Annotated in this window: 15 protein-coding genes; 9 read left to right on the top strand and 6 right to left on the bottom strand. The window is 31.8% G+C overall.

Going from position 1 to position 15,782, the window contains the following annotated elements:
• The first annotated feature begins 3 nt into the window (after positions 1-3).
• A complete protein-coding gene (locus HM981_RS08710; protein ID WP_179338403.1) occupies positions 4-774 on the top strand; it encodes a thioredoxin family protein in 771 nt (256 codons plus the stop codon).
• A gap of 196 nt (positions 775-970) precedes the next feature.
• Here HM981_RS08710 and HM981_RS08705 read toward each other — a convergent pair whose 3' ends face one another.
• Both HM981_RS08705 and HM981_RS08700 read right to left on the bottom strand, forming a co-directional pair.
• On the bottom strand, positions 971-1,594 hold the full coding sequence (locus tag HM981_RS08705) for a hypothetical protein (protein WP_179338402.1): 624 nt from the start codon (positions 1,592-1,594) through the stop codon (positions 971-973).
• On the bottom strand, positions 1,566-1,706 hold the full coding sequence (locus HM981_RS08700; protein WP_179320119.1) for a hypothetical protein: 141 nt from the start codon (positions 1,704-1,706) through the stop codon (positions 1,566-1,568). Before HM981_RS08700 ends, HM981_RS08705 begins: the two co-directional genes overlap by 29 nt.
• A 321-nt stretch (positions 1,707-2,027) precedes the next feature.
• Here HM981_RS08700 and HM981_RS08695 point away from each other — a divergent pair, with 321 nt between their 5' ends.
• The 4 genes from HM981_RS08695 (at position 2,028) to HM981_RS08680 (ending at position 4,790) form a co-directional block, all read left to right on the top strand.
• Positions 2,028-2,891: a helix-turn-helix domain-containing protein gene (locus HM981_RS08695; protein ID WP_179338401.1), complete on the top strand. Its 864-nt coding sequence runs from the start codon at positions 2,028-2,030 to the stop codon at positions 2,889-2,891.
• An 87-nt stretch (positions 2,892-2,978) separates the two neighbouring features.
• Positions 2,979-3,179 carry a hypothetical protein gene (locus HM981_RS08690; RefSeq protein ID WP_179338400.1) on the top strand — a complete coding sequence of 67 codons (201 nt, stop codon included), beginning with the start codon at positions 2,979-2,981 and terminating at the stop codon, positions 3,177-3,179.
• A gap of 10 nt (positions 3,180-3,189) precedes the next feature.
• Positions 3,190-4,050, top strand: coding sequence for an SDR family oxidoreductase (locus HM981_RS08685; RefSeq protein WP_179338399.1), 861 nt, complete (start codon positions 3,190-3,192; stop codon positions 4,048-4,050).
• An 11-nt stretch (positions 4,051-4,061) separates the two neighbouring features.
• Positions 4,062-4,790: a siderophore-interacting protein gene (locus tag HM981_RS08680; protein ID WP_179338398.1), complete on the top strand. Its 729-nt coding sequence runs from the start codon at positions 4,062-4,064 to the stop codon at positions 4,788-4,790.
• Positions 4,791-4,907: 117 nt separating this feature from the next.
• Here the strand turns inward: HM981_RS08680 and guaB are convergent, their stop codons facing one another.
• Positions 4,908-6,380 carry an IMP dehydrogenase gene (gene guaB / locus HM981_RS08675; protein ID WP_179338741.1) on the bottom strand — a complete coding sequence of 491 codons (1,473 nt, stop codon included), beginning with the start codon at positions 6,378-6,380 and terminating at the stop codon, positions 4,908-4,910.
• Positions 6,381-6,609: 229 nt separating this feature from the next.
• Here guaB and HM981_RS08670 point away from each other — a divergent pair, with 229 nt between their 5' ends.
• From HM981_RS08670 to HM981_RS08660, 3 genes are all read left to right on the top strand, one after another.
• Positions 6,610-7,818, top strand: a complete 1,209-nt coding sequence (locus HM981_RS08670) for an imelysin family protein (RefSeq protein WP_179338397.1) — start codon at positions 6,610-6,612, stop codon at positions 7,816-7,818.
• A gap of 117 nt (positions 7,819-7,935) precedes the next feature.
• On the top strand, positions 7,936-9,312 hold the full coding sequence (locus HM981_RS08665; RefSeq protein ID WP_179338396.1) for a di-heme oxidoreductase family protein: 1,377 nt from the start codon (positions 7,936-7,938) through the stop codon (positions 9,310-9,312).
• A 6-nt stretch (positions 9,313-9,318) separates the two neighbouring features.
• Positions 9,319-10,395 (top strand): imelysin family protein, encoded by a 1,077-nt coding sequence (locus tag HM981_RS08660; RefSeq protein WP_179338395.1) that lies wholly within the window; start codon positions 9,319-9,321, stop codon positions 10,393-10,395.
• 230 nt (positions 10,396-10,625) lie between these two features.
• On the opposite strand, the gene HM981_RS08655 is transcribed toward HM981_RS08660, so the two are convergent.
• Positions 10,626-11,129, bottom strand: a complete 504-nt coding sequence (locus HM981_RS08655) for a ferritin (protein ID WP_218846354.1) — start codon at positions 11,127-11,129, stop codon at positions 10,626-10,628.
• A gap of 328 nt (positions 11,130-11,457) precedes the next feature.
• Between HM981_RS08655 and HM981_RS08650 the strand changes: the two genes are divergently transcribed.
• Positions 11,458-11,814, top strand: a complete 357-nt coding sequence (locus HM981_RS08650; protein ID WP_179338394.1) for a DUF6686 family protein — start codon at positions 11,458-11,460, stop codon at positions 11,812-11,814.
• Between the two features lie 131 nt (positions 11,815-11,945).
• Here the strand turns inward: HM981_RS08650 and HM981_RS08645 are convergent, their stop codons facing one another.
• Both HM981_RS08645 and HM981_RS08640 read right to left on the bottom strand, forming a co-directional pair.
• The gene (locus tag HM981_RS08645) at positions 11,946-14,423 is read right to left on the bottom strand and encodes a TonB-dependent receptor domain-containing protein (protein ID WP_449489495.1); all 2,478 of its coding nucleotides are present in this window, start codon (positions 14,421-14,423) and stop codon (positions 11,946-11,948) included.
• On the bottom strand, positions 14,356-15,720 hold the full coding sequence (locus tag HM981_RS08640) for an HTTM domain-containing protein (protein ID WP_179338393.1): 1,365 nt from the start codon (positions 15,718-15,720) through the stop codon (positions 14,356-14,358). The genes HM981_RS08645 and HM981_RS08640 overlap by 68 nt, the downstream gene beginning before the upstream one ends.
• Positions 15,721-15,782: the final 62 nt, after the last annotated feature.

Genomic DNA, 15,782 nt, shown 5'->3' with positions numbered 1-15,782 from the left:
ATCATGAAAAGAATCAGTGTCCTAATAGCCATTATTGGTTTATCTGCAAGTGTACTTGTATCTTGTAAAAATGAAGAAAATAAAACAGGAGAACCTTCTGCTGAAAATCAACATAAAGACCATAAAGGTGAACACCCTCCGCATGACGGAGACCGAAAAGGGCCACCACACGGAGGCGATAGAAAAGGACCTCCAAAAGGAGGTGGTAGTCCAGAACAAACTAAAACTTTAGAAGAAATTGGAGGTTATAACATTGGAGATGTTGCTACAGATTTTAATCTTAAGAATGTAGATGGTTCAATGGTTTCTTTAGCTAGTATTGAAAATGCAAAAGGTTATATCGTTACATTTACATGTAATGAGTGTCCCTTTTCAGTATTATATGAAGACCGTTTAATTGCATTAAACAATGAATATGCAACAAAAGGGTATCCTGTAATTGCGATTAACCCTAACAGTCCTGAAAACGAAAAAGAAGGCTATGCAGCAATGCAAAAACGTTCAGAAGACAAAGGATTTACATTTCCTTACTTAGTAGATGAAGGACAAAAAATATATCCACAATATGGTGCTGTAAGAACACCTCACGTTTTCTTATTAGATGCAGATCGTAAAGTACAATATATTGGTACTGTAGATGATAATGCAAAATCACCAGAAGACGTCAAAGTAAACTACGTTAAAGACGCTATTGAGGCTTTAGAAAAAGGTAAAAAACCAAGCCCTAATTTCACAAAAGCTATAGGATGTCCTGTAAAAGCTAGTAAGGCTTAAGGTTCCTTAAAATAACAATTATAAAAAAACAGCATCATTTTGATGCTGTTTTTATTTTTCAACGTCTCCGTATATGAAAAGTAGCAGGTAAAATGTAATTATTTTTCAGATTGTAAACAAAGATAGCAGTTAAGAACCAAACCTTTGGTTTAGCTCTTAACTGCTATTTCTTATATATTGCTGTAGTCAGTATTTTTTATAATCCACTTCCAAAAGTGTTTATTGTGCTGTACAAAAGCCATTCTCCATCTGATTTTCGATAGATATAAGCAATCTTATGATTTGAAATATAACTATTATTTATTCTATGCAATACTAGCACTACATCTCTATTCGTATTAAAAAATGGTTTAGATATTCTGTTTGTACATTCGCAATCTTTACACCATTCCATACTTTGCTGTTTACTATTAAAAACATAATCTTTACTTTCTGAAAGTTCTACATCTATTATATGGTTTACTTCTTTTGCGGTAAATAAACTATCTAAAGCTCCATACTTTTTTTTCCAATATTTAATTGAATTTTCACTCGGAATACTATCTATATAATCTTCGCCTGTAATGCTATCAATAGCGAAAAATGTATAAAACGGTCTATTTTTAGTCCTAAAATCATAGTAATGTTTTAATTCTGATTTCATATTCGTAATATCTATACTTTTCATTGAGCATACCATTGAGTCTTTTTTATACTTAAAATTTTCTATAGATTGCTCAATAATACTGCTTACATCATCTTGTTGTGATGATATTGTCGGAAAGTAAAGTAAAAGTAAAATACAGATACTTTTAATTGCAAGTTTTTTTTCCTTTTGCATTACTAGTGTCATTAAATTTTTCATAAGCTAATAAAGTTTGTGCTTCTAATTGTTCTGTTTCTGTAAGATTATTTGCGTCTGTAAATACTTCATTGCCTTTGAGTCCTCCCAAACCCAAATTTTTGGCATAAGTTAAATCTACTCCATTTATATTTGTATAACTACAATGTGCAACAATTGCCTCGGCTAAATCATCTATAAAAATCGGTGCAAATATTATGGCTCTCTTGCATATAAGCTTCTTTAAAAGAGGTATAGTTTTTCCGTTGTTTAATGATTAGTAATTAAGTTTGTTGGTTAAGCGATATTACCTACAACTAGCTTTAAAGGTATAAATATATTGAGACTAAGAACAAAATTCCCTAATTTTCAATTCCTAATACATTCAGTATTTATTGTTATTTTTATTCAAAAATTATAAATCAAGTCATCATTGAATCATTTCCCAAATATAGCTTTTAAAAGTAGCGAAGGAGCTACAGATATTGAATGTATTTCATTAGACGAATTATTCTCAAGAATTAAAAAAGATCCTAATCACAATCCATATCAGCCGCACCGAATTTCCTTTTTTGCCTTATTGATTGTCACAGAAGGTAAAGGTGAACATCAAATCGATTTAAAGACTTACAACATCCAAAAAGGCTCTGTACTTAAAATTGCGAAAGGTCAGGTTCATGCTTTTCAAGATCATTTTCAATACGATGGGTATCTAGTGGTATTTACAGAGGATTTTATTTTAAAATATTTCTCAAAATCTTCGGTCGGATTTATTTCGCATTTATACAACTATCATATCTCAGATCCATTAGTTGAAAACAGCACTTTAACCGACTTTTTTTTAGCACGGATAACTGAAGAAATTCAAAGCAAATACACTTACGCCCAAAAGGAAATAATTGCTAAAATATTAGAGCTATTTTTATTAAAATTAGAGCGTGAAGCTCATAAAGTCTCAGATGAAACGTTCAATAAAACACACCAAAGTGTTTTTATCAATTTCAAGAATTTGGTAGAAGAACATTATATAAAAACACGGAACGTCAAAGATTACGCTCAACTACTAAATATATCTACAAAACATCTCAACACCATAGTTAGAGCAACCACATTAAATACAGCAAAGCATTTTATTGACAACTACGTCATCTTAGAAATTAAGCGTGTAATCTTTAGTAGTACTATAAGTCTTAAAGAAGTCGCTTATCAAAATGGTTTTGATGAAGTCACTAATTTCACCAAGTTTTTCAAAAAACATACAGGTCTCTCGCCTAAGGAATTTAAATCTACACTTTAGATTTAGGTTTCACATTTACCATTTTTAACAGATCATTTACCTTTTGCCACTTTAGTACTTTTCAGAACTTTGTAATAAATAAATATTATGAGCGACATTGCAAAATGCCCTACATGTGGCAGTTATTCTAAAATAAAAGAAAAAGAAGGAGAAACCACCTATCAAGCAGTACAAGATGAAGAGGCTTTAAAAAAAGTTGGCCAAATGAAGAAAGCGCTTGAAAAGTTTAAAACAAAAGCAGAACAACTTGAAAAAGAGTTAGAGGCTTTAAAATCTAAACATTCATAAACCATTAATTATGAAAATTGCAGTAACATCAGCAAGCGGACATTTAGGATCTGCCATTGTAAAAGCACTTTTAAAAGCCACTAAAAAAGAAAATGTTATAGCCATAGCAAGAACCACAGAAAAAGCAGAACACTTAGGTGTAGAAGTCAGAAAAGGAGATTACAACAGTCGTGAAGATTTCATTGCCGCTTTAAAAGGAATAGACACTGTATTGTTAGTTTCTGGTATGGATGATCCACAGAAAAGATTACAACAACACCGAAATGTCATTGAAGCAGCCAAACAAAACGGCGTTCAAAAAATAGTCTATACGAGTATTGTAGGTGCTGAAGAAAACAATGCTTTTAGTCCTGTGGTGCAAAGTAATCGTCAGACGGAAGAAGACATCCGTAATTCCGGTTTACAATGGGGTATTGGTAGAAATGGTATTTATATTGAACCTGATTTAGAATATTTAGATACCTATATAAAAGACGGTGAGATAAGAAATTGTGCAGATCAAGGAAAATGTACTTATACGAGTCGTGAAGAATTGGGACTTGCCTATGCTAAAATGTTATTAGAAGAAAAACATAATGGTAACATCTATAATTTAGTAGGTGAAGCGATTACGCAAAAGCAACTTGCAGACTTTATTAATCAGGTTTACGGCACAAAATTAGTCTATAATGCTGTTTCTGTAGAAGCTTATAAAGCCGATAGAATAGCTGAGCTTGGTGAGTTTCTAGGAACTATTATAGCAGGAATTTACGAAGGCATTAAAAATGGTGCCAATGATGTGCCTTCTGATTATGAAAAAGCTACTGGTAGAGCACATAAACCGGCATTAAAACTAATAGAGGCTTACCATCAAAATCACGTTCAAAACTAAATTTAAGACCATTGAGCATTTTAGAAAATATATTAAAAACGGTAGTCTTAGAGGAAGCTACTATTATAGAAAAGGTTACACTTTCTAAGAGTGCTTTTAGAATTCGTCTTCAAGGAGACAGCATTCGTAAAGCAACGTTCACACCTGGTGCGTTCTTAAGAATGGCTGTAGGTATTGGCAAAGAAGAACTGTCAATGAAAGACAAAATAAGAAGCTATAGCATTTGGGATATTGATAAAGAAAAAGGCACATTAGATTTAGCAATTGCTACTCATAGTAATGGTGTAGGCTCGAAATGGACAAAAGATTGTAAAGAAGACGATATCGTTTATTACAAATGGAAGAAAGGTAATTTTACTGCAGATGATTCAGCCGATAGCTATATTATGATAGGAGACCTTTCTGCCCTTTCTCATTTATACATGATTAACCGAAATATTGGCAAGGATAAGCAAATAGTTAGTGTTATCTATAATTCTGATAAAAGCGATTTCTTTTCTGATATTGATGGACGCTTTCCTTTTAACTTTTATGAATTACCTGAAAATCCATACCATGAAATCATTGTTCAATTAAAAGAAATTATTCCTACTTTAAAGGGCAAAACGATAGCTTATATTGCTGGCGATAGCAGAACATGTATCGCTTTAAATCATTTTTTCAGGAAAGAATTGCATTGGGACACCAAACGAATAAAAACAAAACCTTTTTGGAACCCTGAAAAAAAGGGACTAGAATAATTTCTCATAAAAAGAAATTTAAAACAACCCCTAGATTATTATAGTAACAAAAAAACAGCACCTTAAAAGATGCTGTTTTTGTTTTTTATATAGATTTCTGTTTTCGCAGGAATTTAGTTATCTTGAATAATTAGGCGACTCATTAGTAATCGTTACATCATGAGGGTGACTTTCATTAATCCCTGAACTTGTGATTTTCACAAAGCGTCCCGTTTCTTTCAACGTCTCGATATCTTTAGCACCACAATACCCCATTCCAGCTCTAAGTCCACCAATAAACTGGTGAATACTTTCTACCAACTCACCTTTATATGGCACACGACCAACAATACCTTCTGGTACTAATTTCTTAATATCATCTTCAACATCTTGAAAATAACGATCCTTACTTCCTTGTTTCATGGCTTCAACAGAACCCATCCCTCTGTAAGATTTGAATTTTCTTCCTTCGTAGATAATCGTATCACCAGGACTTTCTTTTGTTCCTGCTAAAAGCGAACCTAGCATTACCGTATCTGCACCAGCTGCAATCGCTTTAGGAATATCACCTGTATAACGAATTCCACCATCTGCAATAACTGGCACTCCAGAGCCTTTAATAGCTGCAGCGACTTCTAAAACCGCAGAAAACTGAGGAAAACCAACTCCTGCCACTACTCTAGTTGTACAAATTGAACCTGGTCCAATCCCTACTTTTACAGCATCTGCTCCAGCTTCTACTAAATATTTAGCAGCAGCACCTGTTGCTATATTTCCAACAATAACGTCAAGCTTTGGGAACTTCTTTTTTATGTCTTTCAATACCATCACCACACCTTTGGTGTGTCCATGAGCCGTATCTATAATTACAGCATCTACACCTGCTTTTACTAAAGCAGAAGCACGTTCTACAGCGTCTGCAGTAACTCCAATAGCTGCAGCAACTCTTAATCTACCAAAAGAATCTTTATTCGCATTTGGTTTTTGAGTTACTTTAGTAATATCTCTAAAAGTAATAAGTCCTTTTAGATTAAAATTATCATCAACAATCAATAATTTTTCAATCTTGTTTTGTTGTAAAATTTGTTCTGCATCTTTTAAAGATGTACCAACAGCAGCAGTTACCAAATTTTCTTTGGTCATTACTTCAATAATTGGTTTTGTTCCTTCATGTTCAAAACGTAGATCTCTATTAGTAACAATTCCTTTTAATTTTCCATCTTCATTTACAATAGGAATTCCTCCAATACTATGCTCAGCCATATTTGATTTTGCATCAAAAACAGTTGCCGTCATTGGTAAGGTGACAGGATCGATAATCATTCCGCTTTCTGCACGTTTTACACGCCTTACCTTATCGGCTTGCTGTGCAATAGTCATGTTTTTATGTAACACTCCTATTCCACCTTCTTGTGCCATAGCAATTGCCATTTTACTTTCCGTAACCGTATCCATAGCTGCTGAAATAACAGGAATGTTAATGGTAATGTTTCGTGTGAATTTTGTTTTGATACTAACTTCTCTAGGAAGTATTTCTGAATATGCTGGAACTAAGAGTACGTCATCGTAAGTAAGACCTTCTCCAACAATTTTATTTTCGTGTGCTGTCATGGCAATTAAGATATAATTGCGAACAAATCTACGCATTTTTTTTGCATTATTCACCTTTTGAGAAAATGATAATTAGCTATGTATTAAATTTTGTTAATGGTTAAAAACCAGTTAAAATATTCACATATTCATAAATATCAATTTCTTATTTGAATTTAGTCTAAATAAGTTTTGTTGTGTCAATCATAAAAAATAATTTTGTCTTTTAATTAACAATCATATAACCATAATGAAAAAAATTTCAATTCTATTACTAGCAGTATCACTTGTATTAGCTTGTTCAAGTGATGACGACAACAATAACAACGGTAACAATACTGATGTTACAAAAGCAGAAGTGATTTCTAATTATGCTGATATTGTATATCAATCTTATTTAGATAGTTATAACTCAGCTGTAACTATGCAAAACGCAATTAACAATTTTGTTACCAACCCAAGTGAAGCTGGTCTTACATCTGCAAAAACGTCTTGGTTGGCTGCAAGAGAGTTTTATGGACAAACAGAAGCTTACAGAGAAACTAATGGCCCAATTGATACAGAATCTGATTCTTGGTCCTTAGGTACGGAAGGACAAATGAATGCATGGCCAATTGACGAAAGTTACATTGATTATGTAGCATCTGGTACTGAAAATTATGCTGGTACTTATGGAAGTATCATTAGTGATACTAGTGTAACCATTGATGAAGCTACAATTGCAGGATTAAATGAAGGTGAAGATGACAAATCTATTAGTACAGGATGGCACGCTATTGAATTTTTACTTTGGGGACAAGACAATACTGTACCTGCAGATGATTTACCTGGTCAACGTAGTTATACAGACTATACTACTGCTGATGATGCAACGAGAAGAGGTTTATATTTAACTGTTTCTACTGACTTATTAGTTAGTGATTTATTAGATTTAGTTAATACTTGGGCTGTTGGTGGAGCATATAGAACTGTATTTGAAAACTTAGATACAGATACGGCTTTACAACAAGCTATTAATGGTGCTTTCTTTATTGCTGGTGATGAATTAAGCTCTGAGCGTATGATTGCACCTGTAGATTCTACAGATGGAATTAATGGACTAGGACAAGAAGATGAACATTCTTGTTTTTCTGACAACACTAACAGAGATGTATTTGCAAATGCACAAGGTGTAATAAATGTTATCTACGGTTCTTACGGATCTATTGAAGGGGCTTCTTTTTACGATTTAGTAAACCAAGAAGACGCTGCACAAGCATTAGCTTTACAAGTTGCTGCCACTGATGCAATGACTAAAGTTAATATTGTTGGTAACAATGCGCAGCCTTTTGATTATTTAATTACTCAAGAAACTTCTGATGATCTTTCTGGTCCTGTAATGCAAGCTGTAGAAGCCTTATTTACATTAGCAGATGAAATTAGTGCATCAGCATCTGTTATAGGTATTAACCTTAACTAAATAATTTAATATTAAATTTTAGTAAACATAGATAAATCCCGAACTTTGCGTTTTGGGATTTATCTATTTAAAACATTTTAGACCTTGTTAAAAAGAAAAACAAATTTCATTTTTTTAATGATCTTAACTATTGGATTTACATCTTGTAAATCTGATGATGACAATTACACTTCTGTTGAAAATCTATACGAAGAAGGTGAAGAGTATTTAACAGGTTCTTTAGGTGTTAATAGTACTAGTGGTAATGCTTTTGGTTTTGAAATTGACGGTTTATCGTTTACAGAAATTGGTCAATTTTCTACAGGAAATTCTTTGTTCAATCAAAATTGGGTGTCTTCACCTGCTTCGACTACAGGAAGAGATGGTTTAGGACCTACGTTTAATGCTAGAGCTTGTGCAGGATGCCATTTTAAAGATGGTCGCGGTGGACCATTAGTTAATGGACAAGATTCTGATGGTTTTTTAATGCGAATTAGTTTACCTGGACAAGATAGCTTTGGTAATAACAATCCTGTTGCAAATTACGGCACGCAACTTCAAGATAGAGCTAATAACGATATTCCGTATGAAGCCAAAGTAAATGTTACTTATGAGTATATAAATGGTGAATATGCAGATGGAACGTCTTACCAACTACAAAAACCAATTTATTCATTTTCTGATGAACAATTTGGAAGTTTGGTAGGTGTAGAAATGTCACCTAGAGTAGCACAACAAACCATAGGTTTAGGATTAGTAAGTGCACTACCAGATAGTGAAATTTTACAATTTGCAGATGAGTTTGATATTAATGATGATGGTATTTCTGGACGACCAAATTACGTTTACGATGTTGAAGAGCTTACTGATAAAATCGGAAAATATGGTTGGAAAGCTAATATGCCTACTCTAAAGCAACAAATAGCTGGAGCTTTAAGTGGAGATATGGGCTTAACGACATCGCTTTTTCCAGAAACTAATTGTCCGTCACCACAACAAGATTGTATTGACGCTCCTAATGGTGGAGAACCAGAAGTTACAGATACTCAATTAGATCGTATTTTATTTTATCAATCTAATTTAGCAGTTCCCAATAGACGAAATTTCACAGAAGAATCTGTGTTAAAAGGAAAAGCTCTTTTTAGTGAATTAAATTGTATTGGCTGCCATGCCATTAATCAAACTACAGGACCTTCAGAAGTAAGTTCACTTTTAGAAAATGTAACTATAAAACCTTATTCTGATTTTCTACTGCATGATATGGGAGATGATTTGGCTGACAACAGACCAGATTTTGATGCCAATGGCAACGAATGGCGTACGCAACCACTTTGGGGAATTGGTCTTATTTCTACAGTTAATAATCATACGTTTTTCTTGCATGATGGACGTGCTCGCAATATTGAAGAAGCCATACTTTGGCATGGTGGAGAAGCTGAAACTATTAAAACAGCCTTTAAAAATTTATCAGAAGAGGAACGTGAAAACGTTATTGATTTTGTAAACTCATTATAAGAAATTATGAAAAAAACAGCATTATTTTTAACCATTGCATTACTTCTATTTGTTAATTGTAACAGTAATGACGATTCTAATAACGGATTTAAAATTAAAACGTTATTAACTGATTTAACTAATCAACAAATAATACCTTCCATAGATACGTTTGCTAATTCTAGCATTACGTTTGAGCTGGCTGTAAATAACTATTTAAATAATACTACAACTGCTAATTTAGAAACTGCAAAAGCACAATGGCAAGTTGCGGCTATTGCTTATGAAAAAACTTATGTACACCATATTGGTAGTGCTAGAGATCAATTTATACACACATCCATCTATAATTGGCCAACTGTAGAAGGAGCTATTGAATTTTTTATCTCTGATAACGACACTATTGATGAAAATTTTATGTCAACAATTAGTTCTCAAGCAAAATCGTTAGCAGCTTTAGAATATTTATTGTTTGCTGAAGATGCATCAACTACTAATCAAAGCTTTTTAGATTCTGAAAAACGACGAAATTATTTAAGATTATCTTCGGCTTACTTAACATCTAGAGCTGAAAGACTTAAAGAAATATGGTCTACTTCTGGAGACGATTTTGCGACTTCATTTAGCAATAATGATGATTCTGGAATTCAAGGTTCATTTAATCAATATTACAATGGTATTCATAATGCATTAGATGTTACTAAAACTACAAAGGTTGGTAAACCTGCTGGTTTAGAAAATTCTCAAGTTATTAATTCTGAATTAACACAAGCCTATTATAGTGGTACTTCTAAAGCACTTGTGCTAGCAAGTATTGAAAGTGTAGAGACTGCTTATTTTAACCCAAGTGGATTAGGGTTGGATGATTACGTGTTTTCTATTACTAATACAACAGACTTAAATGACGCTATACAAAACAAGATAAATGAAATTTATGCAGCTCTTAATGCTATAACCACACCTTTAAGCGAAGCTGTAGTCCAAAACCATAGCCAAGTAGAAGACTTACATTCTAAACTAGAAGATTTACGTATTTTATTTGCTGTTGATGTAAGAAGTATTTTATCTATTGTAATTACTACAACAGATACTGATGGAGATTAAACTTAAAGTTTTGGGCAACGCTTACAGTTAGTCTTTCCCTTTTTCTTAAACTTTTTACAGCATTTTTTCTTGGTATCACTACCACATGACATCATACATGGTAAAATGATTAATACATTTTGAGAATCAATAATAGCCGTGTTCATTATTCTTATCTGTTCTAAATAAAAACAAATTTACAAAAAAAAAGACTCCTTAATAAGGAGTCTTTTAAATATTAACACTATTTATTATTCATTACTTTGCTTAGCAGCTATAACATTTATATCTCGATCAAATAAATAATGACCAGATTTATCATTACCAATAATGTTTAATTTATCCAATAAAGTTCTTGCCATTGCTTCTTCTTCTAACTGCTCTGTAACATACCATTGCATAAAATTATGAACGTTATAATCTTTGTTTTGTAAACACTCATAAATAACATGACTAATCTGTTCTGTAACATATATCTCGCTATTTAAAAACTTCTCAAAAAGTTCATTAAGCGATTCAAAATCATGTTTAGGTTCTTCTAACGCTGGTATAAGCACTTTACCACTTCTCTCATTTACAAATTTTACAAGCTTAGTCATGTGAAGACGTTCTTCTTCTGATTGACTGTAAAAAAAATCTGCAACACCGTTGTAACCTTGAGCGTCTGCCCAAGATGCCATGGCTAAATATTGGATTGAAGCTTGAGCTTCATATTTTATTTGATTATTTAATAATTGTTCTATTGATGAATTCATAATTTAATTTTTTTATAAAGGTAATAAAGTTTAAATGCTTATTTAAATCCTCTAATTAAATATATAAGCACTCTAAACTATTAGTTACCATTAAATACTTGAATTATTATTTAGAATGGTTTTAAATTATTAAATTTGATTTCAATTTTAGATAAAATGATTTCCTATAAAACCTCTAATATGGACGCTTTTCAGATTATTAATCCTGATGCCAGAGTATTCATTCAAACTTCAGATATATCTCAAAACAAATCAAACAAATTATGCATCCAGATGGTTAGAAATTTCTGTCTTATAAAGCTTTTGAAAACAAAAAAAGACTAGTGCAATGAACGATATATATAAACTTTATCATAACGATTTTGGAATTGCATTTAAATGGAAAAATAGTCCTATCAAAAACACGAAAAAAATTCAAATCGTATTTGGAAATACAGGATTAAACCTTACAAACAGACAGCTAACAAGATTATTAAAATATATAACTAAAATATTGGACAATCTGGAATTATGCGAAGAATGCAAATCAGACAATTCAATTAAAGCTATACTACTTGAAACACCTTCTGGAATGGTAAGTTTTGCGATGAGTTATATTGAAATTAATCAAATGGTAGATTTATTAAAAGGTACCATTTTTCAGATTGAAATGGATATTTTACTAAAAAAGAATAAGTTGAATTAATTAAAATATTTTTAAAACAATTTAAAAAATAAAGATACAATATATATAGTGCTAGTGTTAGCTGTAACGATATCAATAGTTTTTACAAATATATCTTTTACAATCGTTACATAGCCTCTACTATCCTTTAACTAAAGTTTAATTTCTAAAGTTGTATACCAATTTCTTGGTGGTGATGGCAAAATCCCTGGTCCAGGATATCCTGTTGCTCTTCGTGTAAAATAAGTATTATCTAAAACGTTATTGATTCCTGTTTCTAATTTAAATTGTTTGTATTGATAGGATAACGAAAGGTCTAAAATATCATAAGAAGGAATTAAACCAATGATTCCAGAGCTACCTAAAGGATCACTACTAGAATTGGGTGCATCAGAAAATTGCTCAGACAAATATGTATACTGAATACTTGCTTGTAAATTCTCATAAGCAAAACGTAAACCTGTTTTTATGTTTAATTGTGGTACAAATTCAACTTGATTACCTTCAATCCCTGATTCGTCAGATTGTACGTATTCTGAATGAATGACAGACGTATTTATAAAATAGTTGAATCTATATTTACTATCGTTTATAAAAAGTTTGTTGAGATCAAAATCTATTAAAGATTCTAAGCCAACAATAAAAGCATCACCAATATTGTCTCTTACTTTTCTAACACTATTATCATTTTGCACTTCTAACGTAATCCCAATTCTATCATTATAGAACAGACTAAAAGCACTAATATCAAACGAAATTGCCTCTTTTAAAGTTCCTCTAAAACCAAAATCACCAGTTAAACCTGTTTCATCAACTAAAGGTCTTACACTAAAATTTGGATTCACTAAGTTAATATCAGAGAATGTTACAGATCTATAATTTTGAGAAGCGTTAGCATAAAATTCTAAATTATCATTGGGTTTATAACTTGTACCCAATCCAAACAATACAAAAGAACGTTCGTTTAACTCATCTGAAAATTCTGTTTCATTTAATATCACATTTCCAGCTCCATCTAAATTAATACGTTTAGAAAACCCATCACTTTCAGTTTTTATATATTCTAACCTAAATCCTGGTGTTATTGACCATTTATCGTTTAAATAAAATATGTTTTCTCCAAAAATAGCAACGTTAAGGTTTGGATTACTAAAGTTAGATTGATTTCCATAATTAGGGAAGTCATCTGTCTGTAATTCAAAATCTGGTCCAATACCATCACTTCCTGGACCTTGAATAGATGTATTATCTGCTTTATAGAATTTAGTACCTATTAAACCTGTTGCATCCTTACCAAATAACTTGTACTTATTAAGTAACCTCGCTTCAAAACCAAAATTATTATACTCACCAATTATTAAATCACGCTCTGCAAAATTATCTGGTATATCCTGACGATTTGTTCTAAACCCTAAAGCATTACGTTCTGCGTTTAGTCCAAAGAAATTAAATGTAAAGTTAGTTTTCTCAGAAAATTTATGCGCTAGTTTAAAATTATAAAGCAACCAATCTACTTGGAACCAATTTCGTAATCTGTTACTTTGAAAAGCATCTTCATTAAACATAGCATCACTTAAACCACCTGCTTGCTGTGCTAAATAACGCAGATATGTTAACTCGCCTGTAAGTTTAGTTTTATCGGATAATTGGTAGCCCAAATGGATAAACGCATTTTTAGATTCGAATTCTGAGTTTGGTCTAAATCCATCTCCTTTTTTATAATTGAAATAGGTGTAATAACTAAACTTATCTTTGGTACCACTTAAGCTTGTAAAGTTGGTATATAGTCCATTACTTCCTAATGTATTTCTGGTTAAGAACTCAATAGGTTTATTAGGATTAGGCGATTTTATTTTAAAATTAATAAGCCCTCCAAATTGTGTTCCATACTGTAAAGATGCTGCTCCACGCACCACTTGTATTTGCTCTAAAGCTTCTGATGCTGGTGTGTAATAACTCTCAGGATATCCTAAAACATCTGCACTAATATCGTAACCGTTTTGCCTTGTATTAAAATTAGACGTTCTATTTGGATCTAAGCCTCTACCACCAATATTTAATTGCAAACCTGCATCATCATTCTGAAAAATATTTAAACCTGCCACCTGACTAAAAATCTGTCTAGCATTATTAGATGCTAAATTTGCCATAGACTGATCTACAAGAATAACCTCCGTTTTTTTACCTGCGTAAATAGCGGTTTCTTCTACATCTTTTAATCTGCTTAATTCAAATACTTTAGATTTTCTTGCTGTAATTTCTACAGCTGATAATTGTTCTCCTAAAGCTTCAAGTTGTTGATTAATTGTTGTGTCTGTAGCTATTGTCAATTGAATTTCTGCCACTTGAAATTCATAAGAGAAAAAAACCAATGTTATCGTCTTCTTATTTGTTGTAAACTCATAATAACCATCAGTGTTTGTCTTAGCTAATACACCAGACGATTTTTCAAATATTTCTACGTTAGCTAATGTCTTATTTGATGCTTTATCTGTAACAACTCCTGATACTTTATTCTGAGCTAAAACAGTAGTCATTGCAATAAATAAAACGAGTAATGTGTTATAAACCTTTAATTTCATCATTGAATGGTAATATCCATTTTTTATGGTTAAACGATTCTTTTTCATTGTATAAATCTATTTTAGGGTCAATATAGGGTTGACTCATTCTTCCGTTTAGAGCGGCAAAACATTCTACAAAAACTTGAACATTCTCATGGCCTTGACTTTTAAAATGATCACCTAAATAATGTGCATATTCTAAAATAAAATCAGGCTGAAAACTCATTTGTTTTTCCTGAAATGGTGTTAAAAAATCGAGATTATTCACATAGAAAAAATCATTAGTCTCGCTATTTACAATTTTAAAATTAGCATAACCTGCTTTTTCCATTAGCATCACTCTCCAAGAAAATCGATAGCCTTCTTCTGTCCAAAATAATTCGTTTGGATACAATAAATAGCGCCAAGGCATTGCCAATTGTAAAGTAAAAAACACAACGAGAATTGGAATACTAATTTTTCGATTAGAATAGTTATAAACTTGAGTATTGAGTTCTGTTGCTTTTAATTTTAGAAGACTAATTCCCTTTCTAAAAACGTTCAATATTTTTTCGTGAATATTGGCATCAAAAAATATTAAAGTTGACACAATCATTATATACGGAAACATACCTATAGGGAATAATATTCTAGTAAACACATGAAATATTATAACTATGATAAAGGCAACTGTTCTCGTTTTTTTATACAATAATAAAAAAGGAATTGCTAAATCGTATAACATACCAGACCAACTCATGGCAAAATGAAACCATTCCTTATGCATTAAAGTTTCTCCAATAATTGGAATATCGTATTTAGATGGTAACCAGATTTTTAATGGCATTGCTTTAAACAACCAATCGCTATTTAATTTGGCCAAGCCAGCATAAAAATAGACCATACCAAGTAATAGTTTTATACTATCTATAGTCCATTTTGGTATTTGCTTATATTGTGTTTTTTTGATGAATGCATCCAAAGAAAAGTAGGCATTAGCTGGTAAAAAACACATTAAAAAGCTCAATACACTTATAAAATAGTAGTGATTAAGATAGGTGGTTTTATCCATCAATTCTATATAAGTAAAACTCAGAAAAAATGTAATAACGGCAATTCTGTATTTAAAACCAATGAGCACAAAGAGTGCTGCCAAACCAGCTATTGCAAACAATAGATAGGTATAATTCCCTATTGGTTTTATCCACTCAAAACCATAATAAGAAAACTGAAATTTTGGTTGTAAATAGAGCTTATCTATCCAACCCAATGACCAAAACCTAATGATACTAGCTAACATCATAGCACCAAAACCTATTCTAAAAACAGCTAAAGGTGCTGCGCTAGTTGTACGGTTTAAATATGATTTTAGTTTTGTTTGCATTTAATATGTAATACAAAAAGAGGTTGCCATTAGACAACCTCTTTTATTTCATTTTTATGATA

Origin of the sequence: Winogradskyella ludwigii (assembly GCF_013403985.1) — a bacterium.
GTDB classification, from domain to species: Bacteria; Bacteroidota; Bacteroidia; order Flavobacteriales; family Flavobacteriaceae; genus Winogradskyella; species Winogradskyella ludwigii.
The sequence above is the reverse complement of the archived record's forward strand: the minus strand, read 5'-3'. Positions and strand labels throughout refer to the sequence as shown.